The 17710-nt window shown below is 66.4% G+C and carries 18 protein-coding genes; 15 read left to right on the forward strand and 3 right to left on the reverse strand.

Annotated features, from left to right (window positions below; all coding sequences use genetic code 11):
- The 3 genes from BGN95_RS00580 to BGN95_RS00590 all read right to left on the reverse strand — a co-directional run.
- The coding region (locus BGN95_RS00580) for a CoA transferase subunit A (protein ID WP_286771302.1) at positions 1-806 on the reverse strand (806 nt) is incomplete at its 3' end.
- Entirely contained in the window at positions 803-1705 is a 903-nt protein-coding gene (locus BGN95_RS00585) for a VOC family protein (protein ID WP_286771303.1), read from the reverse strand. The genes BGN95_RS00585 and BGN95_RS00580, both read right to left, overlap by 4 nt.
- A 145-nt stretch (positions 1706-1850) precedes the next feature.
- Positions 1851-2633, reverse strand: a complete 783-nt coding sequence (locus tag BGN95_RS00590) for an SDR family oxidoreductase (protein ID WP_286771304.1) — start codon at positions 2631-2633, stop codon at positions 1851-1853.
- A 209-nt stretch (positions 2634-2842) separates the two neighbouring features.
- Here BGN95_RS00590 and BGN95_RS00595 point away from each other — a divergent pair, with 209 nt between their 5' ends.
- The 15 genes from BGN95_RS00595 to BGN95_RS00665 all read left to right on the forward strand — a co-directional run bounded on the left by BGN95_RS00595 (position 2843) and on the right by BGN95_RS00665 (position 17582).
- The gene (locus tag BGN95_RS00595) at positions 2843-4345 is read left to right on the forward strand and encodes a FadD3 family acyl-CoA ligase (protein WP_353744646.1); all 1503 of its coding nucleotides are present in this window, start codon (positions 2843-2845) and stop codon (positions 4343-4345) included.
- A gap of 107 nt (positions 4346-4452) precedes the next feature.
- The gene (locus BGN95_RS00600; protein WP_179511083.1) at positions 4453-5658 is read left to right on the forward strand and encodes an acyl-CoA dehydrogenase family protein; all 1206 of its coding nucleotides are present in this window, start codon (positions 4453-4455) and stop codon (positions 5656-5658) included.
- Between the two features lie 148 nt (positions 5659-5806).
- Complete coding sequence (locus tag BGN95_RS00605; RefSeq protein WP_286771305.1) at positions 5807-6622, forward strand: alpha/beta fold hydrolase; 816 nt, start codon at positions 5807-5809, stop codon at positions 6620-6622.
- Positions 6615-7394 (forward strand): fumarylacetoacetate hydrolase family protein, encoded by a 780-nt coding sequence (locus BGN95_RS00610; RefSeq protein ID WP_286771306.1) that lies wholly within the window; start codon positions 6615-6617, stop codon positions 7392-7394. The genes BGN95_RS00605 and BGN95_RS00610 overlap by 8 nt, the downstream gene beginning before the upstream one ends.
- Positions 7395-7404: 10 nt before the next feature.
- Positions 7405-8886 (forward strand): FAD-dependent oxidoreductase, encoded by a 1482-nt coding sequence (locus tag BGN95_RS00615; RefSeq protein ID WP_286771307.1) that lies wholly within the window; start codon positions 7405-7407, stop codon positions 8884-8886.
- A 154-nt stretch (positions 8887-9040) separates the two neighbouring features.
- Complete coding sequence (locus BGN95_RS00620) at positions 9041-9793, forward strand: SDR family NAD(P)-dependent oxidoreductase (protein WP_286771308.1); 753 nt, start codon at positions 9041-9043, stop codon at positions 9791-9793.
- 4 nt (positions 9794-9797) lie between these two features.
- Positions 9798-11048 carry a sulfotransferase family protein gene (locus tag BGN95_RS00625; RefSeq protein ID WP_179511078.1) on the forward strand — a complete coding sequence of 417 codons (1251 nt, stop codon included), beginning with the start codon at positions 9798-9800 and terminating at the stop codon, positions 11046-11048.
- 5 nt (positions 11049-11053) lie between these two features.
- Positions 11054-12076: a zinc-dependent alcohol dehydrogenase gene (locus BGN95_RS00630; protein WP_265313284.1), complete on the forward strand. Its 1023-nt coding sequence runs from the start codon at positions 11054-11056 to the stop codon at positions 12074-12076.
- Positions 12073-13281, forward strand: coding sequence for a DUF1214 domain-containing protein (locus BGN95_RS00635; protein WP_286771309.1), 1209 nt, complete (start codon positions 12073-12075; stop codon positions 13279-13281). Before BGN95_RS00630 ends, BGN95_RS00635 begins: the two co-directional genes overlap by 4 nt.
- Positions 13281-14108, forward strand: coding sequence for a 3'(2'),5'-bisphosphate nucleotidase CysQ (locus BGN95_RS00640; RefSeq protein ID WP_284699544.1), 828 nt, complete (start codon positions 13281-13283; stop codon positions 14106-14108). The genes BGN95_RS00635 and BGN95_RS00640 overlap by 1 nt, the downstream gene beginning before the upstream one ends.
- Before the next feature lie 204 nt (positions 14109-14312).
- A complete protein-coding gene (locus tag BGN95_RS00645; RefSeq protein WP_179511075.1) occupies positions 14313-14918 on the forward strand; it encodes an NADPH-dependent FMN reductase in 606 nt (201 codons plus the stop codon).
- Entirely contained in the window at positions 14908-15456 is a 549-nt protein-coding gene (locus tag BGN95_RS00650) for a VOC family protein (RefSeq protein WP_179511074.1), read from the forward strand. Before BGN95_RS00645 ends, BGN95_RS00650 begins: the two co-directional genes overlap by 11 nt.
- 160 nt (positions 15457-15616) lie before the next feature.
- Positions 15617-16330 (forward strand): EthD domain-containing protein, encoded by a 714-nt coding sequence (locus BGN95_RS00655; protein ID WP_286771310.1) that lies wholly within the window; start codon positions 15617-15619, stop codon positions 16328-16330.
- A gap of 269 nt (positions 16331-16599) precedes the next feature.
- The gene (locus tag BGN95_RS00660) at positions 16600-17112 is read left to right on the forward strand and encodes an SRPBCC domain-containing protein (protein ID WP_286771311.1); all 513 of its coding nucleotides are present in this window, start codon (positions 16600-16602) and stop codon (positions 17110-17112) included.
- Entirely contained in the window at positions 17109-17582 is a 474-nt protein-coding gene (locus BGN95_RS00665) for a nuclear transport factor 2 family protein (protein WP_265313173.1), read from the forward strand. Before BGN95_RS00660 ends, BGN95_RS00665 begins: the two co-directional genes overlap by 4 nt.
- The last annotated feature ends 128 nt before the right edge of the window (positions 17583-17710 follow it).

Consider the following 17710-nt stretch of genomic DNA (forward strand, 5'->3'; position numbering starts at 1 on the left):
ATATCGGCGTTGAGGCGATCCCAGCCGCCTTCCTCGCCCGCCGCCGCGGCATAGGATTTGAAATAGCCCATGTCCCAGCCATAGGCCGGGGGCATCGACGTCGGATGCGCGCCGAAGCGCGCAGGGATCACCCCCGTCACGAAGCAGCGCTCGAAGATCGACGTCTTGGCGTCGGCCGGATCGGGATAGCTTTCGTCCATCCGCTCGACCACTTCCTCCGCCGAGACATAGGCCTTGTCGGCGGCGCGGGCGAACCATTCGTCATAATAAGTATCCGGGCCGAGCGCCTGGATATTGCCGAAGCGATCGGCGCGGCTGACGTGGATCAGCGCGGCGTCAAGGCGGAGCGCCGGCATCGCCAGCAATTCCTCGCCATCGGCATAGGGCGATTTGACCGTCTTGAACCCGCCGTGGGTCATGATGTCGGTGCCGAGCCCGACGCGCGTCGGGAGGAACGGCAGCCGCATCGCCGCCGCCTTGAGCCCCCATTGCAACATGCCCTCGTCAAGCTCGAGCACGTCGATCGCGCCGCTCTCGCGCGCCTTGCGGAACCACGGCTCGAGCGGGATCGCATCGAGCGAGACGAAGCCGAAGATCAGCTTCCTGACCTTCCCCGCCGCGCACAGCAGCCCGATATCGGGGCCGCCGTAAGCGACGATCGTCAGTTCCTTGAGCGGCGAGCGCAGGATCTCGCGCACCAGCGCCATCGGCTTGCGCCGCGGGCCCCAGCCGGCGATGCCGATCGTCATTCCGTCCTTGAGCTGGCCGACGAAATCGGCCGCGGTCATGCGCTTGTCGAAGGTCATCCGCCGAAATTCCAGTGATGGCCCCATTCATCCTCTTTGAGGCTGATCGTGGGGGTGAAAGTGGTCCAGTCCGGGCGGATGCCGCCCGTGCCATATTCGATGTCGAAGCCCGACGGGGTCCGCATGTAGAAGCTGTACATCTTGTCGTTCATATGCTTGCCGAAGCTCGACGAGATGTGCGTCCCCGCGGCGATCGCGCGATCGAGCGCCTGGCCGACCGCATCGAGCGTCGGCACCTCGAACATCATGTGGATGCACCCCGACGGCGCGGGATATTCGCCCAGCGCGATGCTGTGGTGGCGCGGATTGTCGCAATGCAGGAAGTGGAAGCCGATGCCGGGATCGTCCGGCCCGCCCTGCATGAAGGCACGCATCTCGTCGCTGTCGCCGAAGCCGAGCAGGTCGATATAGAAAGCGCGCGTCTCGGCGAGCTTCATCGCGGGGAGCACGACATGCCCCAGCCCCATCTCGCCCATCTCGAAATGCGGCACACCGACCGGCGAGATGAACGGCTTGCCGTCGACGATGTTGCCCCAGCCGAGTTCGAGCAGGTTGCCCGAGGGATCGTTAAGCCGCACGAATTCGCGTAGATGGCGATCCTTCGCCTCCGCCGCGCTCGCCGGCTCGAGCGCGACGCCGGCGGCGCGCAGCTTGGCGAGGCCGGCATCATAATCGGCCTTCGAGCCATAGACCCAGCCCGCGGCGTGGAACCTGTCGGCATCGGCCTTGCGGATCAGCAGGCGGAACGGGCGCTCGTCGAAGCGCAGCCGCACCTCGTCCGCGCCGCCCTCGCCAGTGTTTTCAAGCGCGCGCGCACCGATGACCTCTTCGCCATAGCGCCGCCACGCGTCGATATCGGCCGAGTCGATGACGGCATAGGCCAATGATTTCACTGCCATTCGGCATACCTCTCTGGATCGGGCCTCTGAGTCGGGGCCGCTCGCGCCTCCCCTCTCACCGGCTTACCGACGCCCTTTTGCCATTTCAAGCGGAATGCGCATCAATTTGCCCAAAGTAATACGCAAACCGAAAGTTACGAGCCGATCACCTGCCAGAGTGCGCCTTGAGGATCGCGAGGAACGACGGCCATTCATTGCCCCCGTCCGCCGCGAGCGAGGCACCGCTGACATAGGAGGCCATCGGCGAGGCAAGGAACAACGCCGCGTCGGCGATCTCCTCCGGACGGCCGAGCCGGCGCAGCCCGAGCGTGTCGGCGATCGCGGCCTGCGCATCGGCGCTGCCATAGGTCGTCGCGACATCCTCGGTGGCGATATAGCCGACGATGATCGAATTGAGCCGCACGGTCGGCCCCCATTCCTGCGCGAGGCTGCGGGTGAGCTGGACCAGCCCCGCCTTGGCCGCGGCATAGACCGCGGTGCCTGGCGAGGGGCGGGTCGCGGAGACGCTGGCGATGTTGACGATCGCCCCGCCATTGGCCTGCATCCAGCGATGCGCCGCCTGCGCGACATAGAGCGGCCCGAGCAGATTGAGCGCGATGACCCGCTCGGCGAAGCGCGGGCTGGCGGTGGCGGCGTCGCTTTCGGGCGAGCCGCCGGCATTGTTGATCACCGCGTCGATCCGGCCGTGCGCGGCGCCAATCGCATCGATCGCGGCGCGCACCGCCTCGGGATCGCGCACGTCGCACGCCTGAAATTCATAGCCGAGCGATTCGGCCGGGACGCTGCGGCCGAAGCCGATCACCGTCGCCCCCGCCGCGGCGAAACGCGTCGCGATCGCGCGGCCGATGCCCCGGCTCGCCCCCGTGACGACCACCACGCGGCCTGCGAAATTCAGCGGATCGACCGACATTCCCTGCGCATCCTCCATCCTGGCCGATCCCCGTCGTTGCCCGGTTTCCCGCGCATTCCCATCACCATTCGGGGCTTGACCGACATGGCGACGGCGGGCGGCCTATACCGGCCGATTCCGGCCCTATCCTCGCGTCGCGCAACAAGATAGTCGAAGCGAGTCGATAGGCAATGTACAATTTGCGTAGCCTGATGCTATTTTGACTACGCATACTAGAGGATGAGCCTGTGGCCGAATCTGAGCCGATGACCATTACCGCCGTCGCAGAAGCCGCCGCGCGCCGTTTCGGCGACCAGCCGGCGATCGTTGACGGCGCGCGCATTGTGACCTTCGCCGGCCTGTGGGCCGAATCGCAGAAGATCGCGCGCGCCTTCGCCGGCGCAGGGCTGGCAAAGGGCGATCGTGTCGCGATCTGGGCACCAAACAGCCCCGAATGGATCCTCGCCTGCGTCGGCGCGCAGGCCGCGGGCTGCGTGGTGGTGACGCTCAACACCCGGCTCAAGGGCAATGAAGCAGCCTATATCCTCAACAAGTCGCGTGCGCGGACGCTGCTGACCGTCCACGATTTCCTCGACACCGATTATCCGACGCTGCTCGCCGGCGAGGATCTGCCGCACCTCGAACGCACGATCTGCTTCGGCGCCGAATGGGACGCGTTCGTCGCCACCGCGCCGGAAAGCATCGCCCTCCCCGCGATCGCCCCCGACGATGCGTGCGACATCCTGTTCACCTCGGGCACCACCGGCGACCCCAAGGGCGTCGTCGCGACCCACGGCGCGTCGGTGCGCTCGTTCCGCACCTGGGTGAATGCGGTCGGATTGCGCGCGGGCGACCGCTATCTGATCGTCAACCCCTTCTTCCACACCTTCGGCTATAAGGCGGGGTGGCTCGCCTGCCTGATCGCGGGGGCGACGATCTATCCGCTCGCGATCCTCGATACCAAGCGTTTGATCGACCTCGTCTCGACGCACCGCATCAGCGTGCTGCCGGGGCCGCCGGCGATCTTCCAGACCCTGCTCGCCACCGATCTCGGCGACGCCGACCTGTCGTCGCTGCGGCTGTCGATCACCGGCGCCGCTTCGGTCCCCGCCGCGCTGATCGAGCGGATGCGCAGCGATCTGGGGATCGATACCGTGCTGACCGGTTACGGCCTCACCGAATCCGCCGGGATCGTCTCGATCTCCGCCGCCGACGACCCGGCCGAGATCGTCGCGCGCACCGCCGGCCGCCCGATCCCCGGGATCGAGGTGCGCATCGCCGATCCCGACGAGAGCGGCGCGGGCGAGGTGCTGGTACGCGGCTTCAACGTGATGCGCGGCTATTTCGAGGACGATGCCGCGACCGCCGAGGCGATCGACTCGGACGGCTGGCTCCATACCGGCGATATCGGCCGGTTCGAGCCGGGCGGCGAGCTGGTGATCACCGACCGGATCAAGGACATGTACATTTCGGGCGGCTTCAACTGCTACCCGGCCGAAATCGAGCGCGCGTTGCAACGCCACCCCGATGTCGCGCTCGCCGCGGTGATCGGCATTCCCCACGAACGGCTGGGGGAAGTCGGCAAGGCGTTCGTCGTGCCGCGCGCCGGGCATAGGCCCGATGCCGACGAACTGCTCGTCTGGGCGCGCGCCAACATGGCCAATTACAAAGCGCCGCGCAGCATCGAGATCGTCGAGGCGCTCCCACTCAACGCATCGGGCAAGGTGCAGAAATTTGCATTGCGCCCCTGAATTCGGATTGACGGCTTGCGTAGCCAAATATAGTTTTCATTACGAATATCGAACTTTCAGCCTCGATTTCTCCGCGACAAGCGCAGATAGCGGGCAAGGAGACTATAATGGCGACAGCCGCACAACAGGCGAGCGCACGCATTCCGAGCGGTGAGGAACTGATCGAGCGCGCGCGGGCGATGATCCCCGCGCTCAAGGCGCGCGCCGCGCAGGCGACCGCACAGCGCCGCATCCCCGACGAGACGATCGCCGAGATGCAAGCCGCGGGGTTCTTCCGCATCCTCCAGCCCAAGCGCTGGGGCGGCTATGAGATGCACCCCAATATATTCTTCGAGGTGCAGAAATTGCTCGCCGAGGGCTGCATGTCGACCGGCTGGGTCTATGGCGTGGTCGGCGGCCACCCCTATGAGCTCGCGCTGTTCCACAATCAGGCGCAGCAGGAAGTGTGGGGCGAGAATGACGCGACGCTCGTCTCCTCCTCCTATCAGCCGGTGGGCAAGGTCGAGCGGACCGAGGGCGGTTTCTATCTTTCGGGGCAATGGGGCTTTTCGAGCGGGTCGGAACATTGCGAATGGGTGCTGCTCGGCGCGATGATCCCGCCCGCCAAGGAAGGCGATGCGCCCGATATGCGCACCTTCCTCGTCCCGCGCAGCGATTATCAGATCAAGGACACCTGGCATGTCTTCGGACTGCAGGGCACCGGCAGCCAGGATATCGTGGTCGACCGCGCCTTCGTCCCCGAGCATCGCACCCACAAGGCGAGCGATGGCTTCCTGTGCACCAATCCGGGGCAGGTCGAGAATGACGCGCCAATGTATCGCCTGCCCTGGGCGCAGGTGTTCGTGCGGCTCGTCTCCAGCGCCGCGCTGGGCGGCGCCAAGGCGGCGACCAAAAGCGCGATCGAGATCATGAAGACGCGCATCTCGACCAACACCGGCAAGGCTTCCAAGGCCGATCCGCTGCTGCAGAATGCGATCGCCAGGGCCTGGGCCGAGATCGACGAGATGGAAGCGGTGCTGGCGCGCAATTTCAACGCGATGATCGCGCATGCCGAGGCGGGCGAGCCGATCCCGATGGAGGAGCGCACGTTGTTCCGCTTCCAGTCGGGCTCGGTGGTGCGGCGCTGCGCCGCGCTGGTCGACGGGCTGCTGCCGCTGCTCGGCGGGCGCGCGGTCTATATGTCGAGCCCGGTGATCCAGCCGTGGCTCGATCTCCACGCGGCGCGGGCGCATGTCGCGAACGATCCGAATAACTTCGGGCCGGATGTGGTCAACGCGCTGCTCGGCGAGCCGCCGAGCTTCATGTTCCTCTGAGCGATGATTTGAGAAGAAACCTTCTTCGTCATTCCCGCGAAGGCGGGAATCCAGATGCGCTGCCGTTGCGATTTTATCGCAAGAACCTGGGTGAATGGATTCCCGCCTTCGCGGGAATGACGGGGTAGAAAAAAACGGAGTGGATCGAATGGCCAACGACGTGAAGCGCACGACCTACAAGGTCGCCGGCGGATATGAGATTTCGATCGCCGAGACGGGCAGCGGGCCGGCGGTGGTGTTCATCCACGGCAGCGGGCCGGGCGCGTCGGGCTATTCCAATTTCAAGCAGAATATCGCCGCCTTCGTCGACGCGGGTTACCGCGTCCTGCTCCCCGACATGATCGGTTACGGCGATTCATCGAAGCCCGAGGGCATCGACTATACGCTCGCGCTGTTCACCGACACTTTGTACGACGCGCTCGTCCAGGCCGGCGTGACCAAGGCGGTGCTGGTCGGCAATTCGCTCGGCGGCGGGGTCGCGATCCAGATGTCGCTCGATCATCCCGGTTTCGCCGAGAAACTGGTGCTGATGGCGCCCGGCTGTATCGAGGAACTGCCGGTCTATTTCGCGATGCCGGGGATCGCCAAGATGGTCGGCGATTTCACCAGCCCCGATTTCACGCTCGACGATCAGCGCAAGCTCGTCTCGAACCTCGTCTATGACGCATCGGTGATCACCGATGCTTTGGTCGCGGAACGCTATGCCGTCGCGCGCACCCAGCCCAAGGACGTGCTGGCGCGGATGCGCACCCCCAATCTCGCGCCGCGGCTCGGCGAATTGCCGATGCCGATCATCGGCTTCTGGGGCCAGAATGACGAATTCTGCCCCGCTTCGGGGGCGCAGCGCTTCCTCGACGCCTGCCCCGATGCGCGCTTCATGATCTTCAACAAGGTCGGGCATTGGGTGCAGGTCGAACGCACCGCCGAGTTCAACCGTTACGCACTGGATTTCCTGCGTGGCTGACGTTTCCGCCCTTGGCGCCGAGTTGTTCGCCGCGCTGCGCGGCCGCAACACGGTCGCCCCGCTGATCGCGCGCTATCCCGAGCTGACGATCGACGACGCTTATCAGATCTCGCTCGATTTCCTTGCGCGGCGCCGCGCCGAAGGCGAGCGCGTGGTGGGCAAGAAGATCGGCGTGACGAGCAAGGCGGTGCAGGACATGCTCGGCGTCCACCAGCCCGATTTCGGCTTTCTCACCGATCGGATGGACGTGCCAGACGGGGTGATCGACGTGAATGCGCACGGGCTGATCCAGCCGCGCGCCGAGGCGGAGATCGCCTTCATCCTCTCGGCGCCGCTGACCGGTCCGGGGGTGACCGACGCCGACGTGCTCGCGGCGACCGCGGCGATCGCGCCGTGCTTCGAGATCGTCGACAGCCGCATCCAGGACTGGAAGATCGGGATCGTCGATACCGTCGCGGATAATGCCTCTTGCGGGGTCTATGTCGTCGGCGAGGCGCGGGTCGATCCACGCTCGGTCGATCTGCCGGGGCTCAAGGTCACGGTGACCAAGAATGGCGCGCCTTTGTCCGAAGGCTATGGCTCGGCGGTGCAGGGATCGCCGCTCACCGCGGTGGCGTGGCTCGCCAATACCCTCGGGCGCTACGGCGTGACGCTCGATGCGGGCGATGTGATCCTCTCGGGCTCACTCGTGCCGCTCGAACCGGCGCGCATCGGCGACGTGTTCGTCATGGACCTCGAGGGCGTGGGCAGCTGCACCGCGCGCTTCGTCTAGGAGCGCCGGCGTGACCGATTTCGCGCCGCACCGCCTGCTCGCGGCAAGCGAGGTTCCGGCGTGGGACGTCGAGACCGAGGTGGCGATCGTCGGCTTCGGCATCGCCGGCGCCTGCGCCGCGATCGAGGCGGCCGAGGCCGGCGCCAAGGTGACCCTGTTCGAGGCGACCTCGGGCAGCGGCGGCGCTTCGGCGCTGTCGGGCGGGGAGATGTATATCGGCGGCGGCGGCGGGACCGATGCGCAGCGCGCCGCGGGGTTCGCCGATACGACCGAGGCGCTTGAGGGCTATCTGATGATGGCCGGCGGCCCCGATGCCGATCCGGCGAAGGTCAGGCTCTACGCCGCCGAGAGCCTCGACCATTATCAATGGCTCAAGGATCAGGGCGTGCCCTACAAGGGCAGCTTCCTTCCCGGCAAAATCATCGAGCCGGCCGAGGACGATACCCTGATCTGGTCGGGCAGCGAGGCGGCATGGCCGTTCGCCGAGACCGCCACCCCTGCCCCGCGCGGCCATACAATCCAGTGGATGGGCTGGGGCGGCGGGCGCAAGCTGATCGACATCCTCGAAACGCGCGTCCGCGCGCTCGGCGTCAACGTGCACACCGATGCGCGGACACTCTGCCTCGTCGGCGACAAGGGCCGTGTCGTCGGCGTCGTCGTGCGGATCGACGGCAAGCCGCTTTACGTGCGCGCCAGCAAGGGGGTGATCCTTGCCACCGGCGGCTTCTGCATGAATGCCGAAATGGTCAGGCGCTACGCCCCCGGCGCGCTGCGCGCATCCGAACCGATCGGCGAGAACGATAACGGCTCGGGCATCCTGATGGGCATGGCCGCGGGCGGCGACGCGATCCATATGGACGAATTCTTCACCACCTGCCCGTGGATCATGCCCGAAAGTCTGGTGAAGGGCATTTTCGTCAACGAGCGCGGGCAGCGCTTCATCAACGAGGATTGCTATCACGGCCGGGTCAGCCGGACGATGCTCGACCAGCCGGGCGAGCGCGTCTTCCTGCTGGTCGACAACGAGATTTTCGGCCGCCCGATCGACCTCGCGCGGATCGAGATCGCCGCGGTCGGGGATAGCTGGGCCGAGGTGGAGCGCGAGCTCGGGCTCCCCGAGGCGACGCTGGCGGCGACGGTGGAAACCTTCAACCGCTACGCCGCCGAGGGGCACGACCCGATCTACCACAAGGCGCCCGAGTGGCTGAAGGTGCTCGATCGGGGGCCGTTCGCCGCGCTCGAACTCAATTTCAGGACCAGCTTCTTTTCCTTCTTCACGCTCGGCGGGCTCAACACCCTGCCGACCGGCGAGGTGCTCGATCGCGCCGGCCAGCCGATCGCGGGGCTTTACGCCGCGGGTCGCGCGACCTGCGGGCTGCCGCGCTGGGGCCACGGCTACAGCTCGGGCATGAGCCTCGCCGACGGCAGTTTCTTCGGCCGGATGGCCGGGCGTCGGGCCGCGACGGCGGTCGGCGAAAGCATCGTGCGTTAGATCGGGGTCACTTATCCCCGTTCGCCCTGAGCTTGCCGAAGGGCGGCCCGACCTCGCGAACGGCAGGACGCCCTTCGACAAGCTCAGGGCGAACGGATTGTATTTGGACAGGCGCGGCAACGACCGCGCCGAGCACGACAGGAGAGCCACAACGATGAAAGGCGTGCGTTTCGATTATGCCGGCGCTGAAGTGCTGGTCGCGGGCGGCAGCGGCGGGATCGGGGCGGCGATCGCCGCGGCCTATCGCGACGCGGGCGCCAATGTCACGATCACCGGCACCCGCGCGTCGGCGAGCGATTACGACGATCTGGTTCCGGGCTGCGGCTATCGCCAGCTCGATATCGAAAGCGCCGACAGCATCGCCGCGCTCGCCGCGGCGACCCCGCGCTGCGACATCCTGATCAACTCCACCGGCATCGCGCTGATGACGATCGGGCTTGACGAATATGAGCCCGACGTGTTCGATCGCGCGGTGCGGATGCACCTTACCGGCGCCTATCGCCTCGCCCACGCCTTTCGCGACAAACTCGCGGCGAGCAGCATCGCCGGCGGCGGGTCGTTCATCGGCATCGCCTCGCTCTCCAGCTTCTTCGGGATCGAGCAGGTGCCGGGTTACGGCGCGGCCAAGGCGGGGCTGGTGCAGATGATGAAGACGCTCGCGCTCGCCTGGGCCAAGCATCATATCCGCGCCAATGCCGTCGCCGCTGGGCTGACCGAAAGCAAGATGACCGCCGGGGTCAAGCATATGCCCGAGGTGCTGGCGCCGACGATCGCGCGGACGCCGTTGGGGCGAATCGGCGTCCCCGAGGATATCGCGGGCGCTGTGCTGTTCCTCACCAGCCCGGCGGCGAGCTTCATCACCGGCCAGACGCTGCTGATCGACGGCGGCTATAGCGTGGTGGGGTGACGCGATGAGCGCTTCCCCCATCCGCATCGACGATCTCGCCCGGCCGCGGCTTTCGCCGCTGCTCGAGGAGATGATCGCGCGCGCCGCGCCGCCCGAGCGGCTGACCGCGCAAGCCGTGCTCGATGCCGCGAGCGCCGCGACCGGGCTCTCCGATTTCGGCGACCGCGAATTCGTCGCGCGGCTCGATCTATGGTGCGCCTCGGTCGACGCCGATACCGGGCTCAACCCATGGGGCCGCGCGTCGCTGTTCAACGATTTCATCCGGCTCGCGATCAACCGGTTGAAGGTCGAGGACATGATCCGGCGCCAACCGGAAATCCTCGATATCGAGATCGAGCGCCCGATCATCATCGCCGGGCTGCCGCGATCGGGGACGACGCATCTCGTCAATATCCTGTCGGCCGATCCGCGGCTCAATTCGATGCCCTTGTGGGAATCGATGCAGCCGGTGCCCGAAGGCACACCGCCCGCCGATCGATCGCAGGACCCGCGTTTCCTCCAGACCCGGCAATTCTGGGGCGCGTTCGAGGAAGCTTTGCCGCACATGCGCGCGATGCACGAAATGGCGCCCGATCACACGCATGAGGAGATCGAGCTGCAGAAGATCGATTTCGCTTCCTACGAACTCGAATGGCTCAGCCGCCCGCATGCGTGGCGCGAATATTATCTGACCCACGATCAGACGCCGCATTACGCTTACGGAAAGAAGGTATTGCAATTGCTCACCTGGCTGCGCGGGCCGCGCCGCTGGGTGCTCAAATCGCCGCAGCATATGGAGCAGCTCGGGCCGTTGAAGGCGGTGTTCCCCGACGCGACCCTCGTGATCACCCATCGCGATCCGCTGGCGGTGATCCAGTCGGCGGTGACGATGATCGCCTACGGTGATCGCCTGCGCCGCAGGGACACCGATCCCCCCGCCACCGCGCGCTACTGGATCGACCGGATCGAGACCTTGCTGCGCCGCTGCGTGCGCGATCGTGCCTCGTGGGGACCGGAGCGGTCGCTCGACGTCTATTTCGATCGCTATATGGCCGATCAGGACGCAACCCTCGATCGCATCGCCGCGCTCGCCGGGCTCGAACGCACCCCCGAGGCGCGCGCGGCGATCGACGCTTATGTCGCCAGCCACCCGCGCGCGATGCACGGCAAGGTGGTGTACGATCTCGCGGGCGATTTCGACGTCGATATCGCCGCGCTGCGCGAACGTTTCGCTTTCTACTTCGACGCTTTCCCGGTGGCGGAGGAAAAATTGTGACCGCGATGATGCCCAGCGTGGCCGTCCACGGCCCCAATGACGTGCGGATCGACCAGATCGAAACCCCGGTGCCCGGCCCCGACGATATCGTCGTCCGCGTCGCCGCCTGCGGGATTTGCGGCACCGATCTCGGCTATGCCCGCGCCGGCGGCCTGCCGGTCGGCGGGACCGGCGCACCGGTGCCGCTCGGGCATGAATTCTCGGGGACGATCGAGGCCGTCGGCAGCAAGGTCAGCGGGGTCGCGCCGGGCCAGCGGGTCGTCGTCGATCCCACCACGCCGAGCAATTATATCGGCAGCGGCGGCGCGGGCGCCTTCGCCCCGCTGATCCTCGTCCGCGACATCAGCTCGCAGCCGATGGTCTATCCGATCCCCGACACGCTCGATTTCGAGACCGCCGCGTTGGTCGAGCCGCTGTCGGTTGCGCTCCACGGCGTCTATCGCTCGGGCGCCGAGCCGGGCGAGAAAGCGGTGGTGTTCGGCGCCGGCCCGATCGGGCTCGGGGTGGTCGCGATGCTGCGCCACAAGGGCATCACCGATATCATCGCGGTCGATCGCTCGAACGGCCGGCTCGCCCGCGCCCGTGCGCTCGGCGCGCGCGTCACGCTCAACCCCGATGACGGCGATATCTGGGACACAATCGGCGCCGAACACGGCACGAGCGAGCTTTACGGGATGAAGGTGGTCGATACCGACCAGTTCATCGAGGTGTCCGGCGCGCCGCCGGTGATCCCCGCGGTACTCGCCAATGCCCGCTTCCACGCGCATCTCACGGTGATCGCGGTGCATCATCAGGATGTGCCGGTCAATTTCGCGCTGGTGCTGGCGAAGGAGATGCGGATCACCACCGCGATGGCCTATCCGACCGAATTCGCCGAGGTGGTCGATATCCTCGCGCGCGGCGCGATCGATACCACAGCTTTGGTCAGCCACCGTTTCGACTTCCGCGATTTCACCGAGGCTTTCGCCACCGCCGCCGATACCGAACGTGCGGCGAAGGTTCTCGTCACTTTCGGAGAAGCAGCATGAGCGCCGAACAACGCCTCCTCACCGGCCGCGCGTGGGACGATTTCTGCGACCAGCTCAAACTCGCCGGGCGCGCGATCGAACGTTTCGGCGACGAGCCCGACGCGCAGGATCGCGCCGAATTCTACCGCTTCCTCACCAGGCTGGTGCGCAACGGCTGCGAGCGCTTCGTCGAGAATTGCGAGCCCAACCGGCCGCGGCTGCGCGACGTGCCGTGGCGCTCGACGATCAATTTCCAGAGCCCCGATCAGGATCATCTGCTCTGCGAATTCGATGAAGCGCGTGAATATCGCATCACCGGCAATCGCGGCACCGTGCCCTATTTCGTGATGGCGGCGTGGAACGCGCCCATCCCGCGCGATCATGCCGCGCGCGACTGGGCGGGCGAGGGCTTTGCCGCGCTCGCCGATTTCGACGTCACCCGGCTCAACACCACCGGTTTCCTGCAGAGCGACGCGATCGATTTCGACGCCGAGGGAAATTTCGAAGTGTGGGTGGGCGGCGCCGAGCGCGCGCGCAACTGGCTGCCGCTGACCGCCGACAGCTGCGGGCTGCTGATCCGCATCGTCCACCTCGATCGCGCCAATGAACGCGAACCGGTGATGCGGATCGAGCGCGTCGACGGCACCGCCCCCTCCCCGATCGCCCCTGCCGATGTGGCGAGCGGGCTGGCCAAGGCGGGCAATGAGGTGCTCGGCTATGTCGAGCTGGTCCGCGCCTGGTGGCAGGAGCGGCTTGCCGACCTCCCCAATATGCTCCGCTTCTCGCGCAATCTCTATCTCTCGAACGGCGGGGTCGCCGATCGTCACCACGCCTTCGGGACGTGGCGGATCGAGCCGGATCAGGCGCTGGTGCTCAGCTTCACCCCGCCCGAGACCGAAACGTGGATCTTCCAGCTCTGCTCGATGTGGCAGGAGAATCTGGACTGTTACGAGGACGGGCTGGGGTACGTGAACAAATTGCGCGCGCATTACGAGCCCGACGGCTCGGTGCGGATCGTGGTTTCGGCGACGCGCCCCGCGCTCGACGGCGGCAATTGGGTGCCGACCTGGGGCCATGTCCGCGGGGGGATGAGCCTGCGGCTGATCAAGACCGAAACCCCGCCGCCGGTCACGGTCCATTTAGTCCAAGTGGAGGATTTGGCGCGCGAAGGCTGGGGTTATCTCGACAATGCACAAGCGCTGATGACTGGAGAGGTAACCGCCTGATGACCGACACCCATGCCCTGTCCTGCGACGCCGAGCTCGCCGCGCAGATCGCCGAGACCGCGGGCCGCCTGTTGCTCGATCTGCGCGACAGCGGGCTGATCGCCGGCAAGGCGCTCGGCAAGGCGGGCGATCTCGTCGCCAATGCCTTCATCCTCGAAGCGCTCAAGGCGCAACGCCCCGACGACGGCGTGCTCTCCGAAGAAAGCGTCGACGATCCGGTGCGGCTGGAAAAGTCCCGCGTGTGGATCGTCGATCCGCTCGACGGGACGCGCGAATATTCCGAAGGCCGCGGCGACTGGGCGGTGCATATCGCGCTGGCGATCGACGGCGCGCCGGCAATCGGCGCGGTCGCGCTGCCGGGGCAGGACCTCGTGCTGCGCACCGATGCGCCGCCCGCCGATCAGCCGCGTCCCGAGCGCGTCCGCCTGCTCGTCAGCCGCACCCGCCCGCCCGCCGAGGCGGAGGCGGTCGCCGCAGCTCTGGGCGCCGAATTGGTGCCGATGGGCTCGGCGGGTGCCAAGGCGATGGCGGTGCTGCTCGGCCAGGGCGACATCTATCTCCACGCCGGGGGGCAATATGAATGGGACAATTGCGCCCCCGCCGCGGTCGCGCTCGCCGCGGGCTATGAGGCGACCCGCATCGACGGCGCGCCCTTGCGCTACAATAGTGCCAACCCCAGCTTGCCCGATCTGTTGATCTGCCCCAAGCACCTCACAGCCCGGGTGCGCGCCGCGCTAGGGTCTAAACTCACTCAGGACAACGCCGTGACGGAGCGGATTTTGGTGCCAGGCAAGGAGCAAGGAGAGAGCGATGCTCATGCATCGTGACCGACGCGCGACGCCGCATGGCGCCAAAAGCCGCCCGCCCCGAAGGGGTCGCCCGGAGAAGCCCGCTGGACGGCGTCGCTTGCTTGCGCGTAGCTATTGCTACGCGTCTGCGCTGCGCTCCTTGCCAGCGGGCTTCTCCGGACGATCACGACGCTGTCCTGAATGAGTTTAGACCCTGAAACAGCAAGAAAAAAGGTCCGCTGCATGACGAATCCCACGCCCCGCCCCTTCGTCGTCGCGCTCGGCGGGACGCTGAAGCCCGATTCCTCGACCGAAAAGGCGCTGGTGCTGGCGCTCAAGGGGGCGGAAGCCGTTGGCGCGGAAGTGAAGCTGATCGCGGGCGCGCAGCTCGACATGCCGTTGTTCAATCCCTCGACCTCCGATCGCTGCGACGCGGCGCGCGAGATGGTCGAGACGCTGCGTCGCGCCGACGGGATCATCCTCGGCTCGCCGGGCTATCACGGCAGCATCTCCGGCCTGGTCAAGAATGCGCTCGATTACACCGAGGACATGCGCGAGGACGAAAACCCCTATTTCCACGGCCGCCCGGTGGGCAGCGTGGCGACCGGCGCCGGCTGGCAGGGCGCGGTCAACACGCTGACCGCGCTGCGCAATATCGTCCACGCGCTGCGCGGGTGGAACACCCCGATGGGGGTTGCGGTCAACACGATCGAGCCGGTGTTCGCCCCCGACGGCTCGTGCCTCGATCCCAAGATCGCGGCGATGCTCGATCAGATGGGGCGCGAGATCGCCACCGCGGCGCGTGCCCGCGCGATATTGGAACAGGCCGAGGCGCAGCATGACGCGTGACGGGCTGATCGCGTCGCTCGGCGCCATCCGCCAGACCGCGTGGCTGACCGAGGACCTCGACGCCTCGACCGAAAGCTGGCGGCGCTTCGCCGGGGTCGGGCCGTGGACGGTCTATCGCAACGTCACGCTCGAAGGGCGGTATCGCGGCCAACCGGTCAGCGTGACGATCGACGTCGCGCTTTCCTATCAGGACGGGATGCAGATCGAGATCATCCGTCCGCTCGGCGAAGGCCCGTCGCCTTATCATGACGGTGCGGGGCGGGTGCGCGTGGGGATGCACCACATTGCATGGCTGGTCGACGATGTCGCGACCGCCAAGGTCACGGCGGCGCGCAACGGGCTGGAGCTATTGTTCGACGCCGAAGCCGGCGGCGGCGCGACCCGCGTCGCCTATCTGCAAGCGCCGCACGATCCGACGATCCTGCTCGAGCTGATCGAGGCCAATCCCGCGACGCTCGACGGCTTCACCAGCGGCGTCGTCGCCTCGCGCGACTGGGACGGCGCGAGCGCGGGCGCGGAATATGATTTCGCGAGCTGACCGGGAACACGCGGCATAGATCGCACTTTCCCCTCCTCCGTTCGCCCTGAGCCTGTCGAAGCCCTGCCCTTTTCTTCCAAGGAAGAAGGACAGCCCTTCGACAGGCTCAGGGCGAACGGGGGGTAGTTTACTCTAACGGACTGTTTGGGAGAGCCATCCGATGGAAAAGATCGTCTATGCGCTGTGGCGCGACACCGCCACCGACCGCGACGCGTTCAACGCCCGGCTGAAGGACGAAATCGCCCCGCGGCTCGCCGAGCAAGCCTATGCGGTGCGCATCAATCTGCAGGACGCCGATGTCGCCAACGGCACATCGCCACGCATGGCCTCGACCAATCCGCAGATGGATGCGGTGGTCCAGCTGTGGATCGCCAGCGCGCGCGATATCGCCCGCCAGCCCCTCGACGCGATCGTCGCTGAAGCTGCGCCGCGCTTCGCTGCGTGGCTGGTGTGCGAATCGACCGCTATCGCCAATAACCGGCACCCGCCCCAGCCGGGCGTGCGCACCGAAGGCTTCTCGCAGGTCGTGTTCCTCGGCCGCCCGCCGCGGCTGACGTGGGAGGCGTGGCGCGAGATCTGGCAGCGCGATCACACCGTCACCGGGATCGAGACGCAGGCCAATTTCGAATATGTGCAGAACCTCGTCATCCGCCCGCTGACCTATGGCGCGCCCGATTATGCCGCGATGGTCGAGGAATGTTTCCCGCGCGCCGCGCTGACCGACGAAGGGGTCTATTTCGACGCGCCGAACGACCCGGCGAAGCTCGCCGCCAACCAGCAGCAGATGATGGAAAGCTGCGCGCGCTTCATCGATTTCGACCGGATCGATTGCATCCCGACCAGCCAGTTCGAGATCAAGCGACTGGGCCGCTGAAAACGCGCATCCCCTCCCCAAAAGGGAGGGGCCGGGGGACGGATCGCATCGTAAGACGCGCATCCCGGCTCCTTTTGAGGGCGTGAGAGCAAAGCGGATGTCTTGTGACAAAGCCGCATCACATTTCCGCAAATGCGGATTTTTTTCGGCAAATCACCACGAAATGCGTATTGCAAGCTTGACGTAGCCCGCCGCTTGGCGCCAATATTCTGCGCAAAGAAGCAGCATCGACGGCGTTTGCCCGCAGGATGCGCAGCAGGAGAGCGGTGATGCGTGACGGCGAAGACCCCCGGACCTGGTTCAACCCCGATGCGGTGGTGAGGTCGGAACGTGTCGAGATCGACGCCCCCGCCGCGCTGATCTGGGAAATCCTCACCGATCTGCCGCGCTACGGCGAGTGGAACCCGTTCTGCATCGCCGCCGAATCGACGCTGGAAATGGGCGCGCCGGTCCACATGACGCTGAAAAGCTACACCGAGCCCGACGCGACCTTCCCCAATTGCGAATATGTCTGCGCATTCGAGCCGGAGAAGCTGCTGTCGTGGCAGCTCCCTTATGACGATGCCTGGCCCTATCCGGCGCGGCGCGACCAGATCATCGAGGCGCTGGGGCCGGATCGCTGCGCCTATCATTCGACCGACGCCTTCCTCGGCGACACCGGCATCCACGTCATGCGCTTCTGCGGGCCGTGGGTGAAACGCGCGTTCGATGATACCGCGCAGGCGCTCAAGGCGCGCGCCGAGGCGATCCACGCCCGCCGCAAGGAGGCGGCGACGGCATGACGCTGGACCTCGAAGCGATCGAACGCATCAAGCGCGTCAAATATCTCTATTGCCGCGGGATCGACACCTGCGATCTGCCGCTGCTGGAGACGTTGTTCACCGCCGATGCGGCGGTCGATTATCAGGGCGGCAGCTATCGCTTTCAGGCGGAGGGGCGCGACGCGATCCTCGAGGCGCTCGGCGCGGCGTTCAACAAGGATTTCGTCGCCTGCCACACCGTCCACCACCCGATCATCGACGTCCACGGCGACGGCACCGCCGACGGCGAGTGGCGGCTGGTCGATTATGCGCTGAACCTCAAGGAGAATAATCTCACGACGATCGGCGCGGCGACCTATCGCGATACATATGTGCTGGAGGGTGGCGCCTGGAAGATCCGCCGCGCGACCTATACCCGCATCTATGAGCGCGTATTCAACGATCCCGATCCGGCGCTGACCTTCCACATTCTCGGGGGCGCAGCGGCATGATCGAGATCCTCGGCATGACCAGCCCCAATGTGCTCAAGCTCGTCCTCATGCTTGAGGAATGCGGGCTGGCTTATCGGCTGCGGCATGTCGATGTATTCACCGGGGAACAGCGGACGCCCGAATTCCTC

Origin of the sequence: Sphingomonas sp. 66-10, assembly GCF_001897045.1 — a bacterium.
GTDB classification, from domain to species: domain Bacteria; phylum Pseudomonadota; class Alphaproteobacteria; order Sphingomonadales; family Sphingomonadaceae; genus Sphingomonas; species Sphingomonas lycopersici.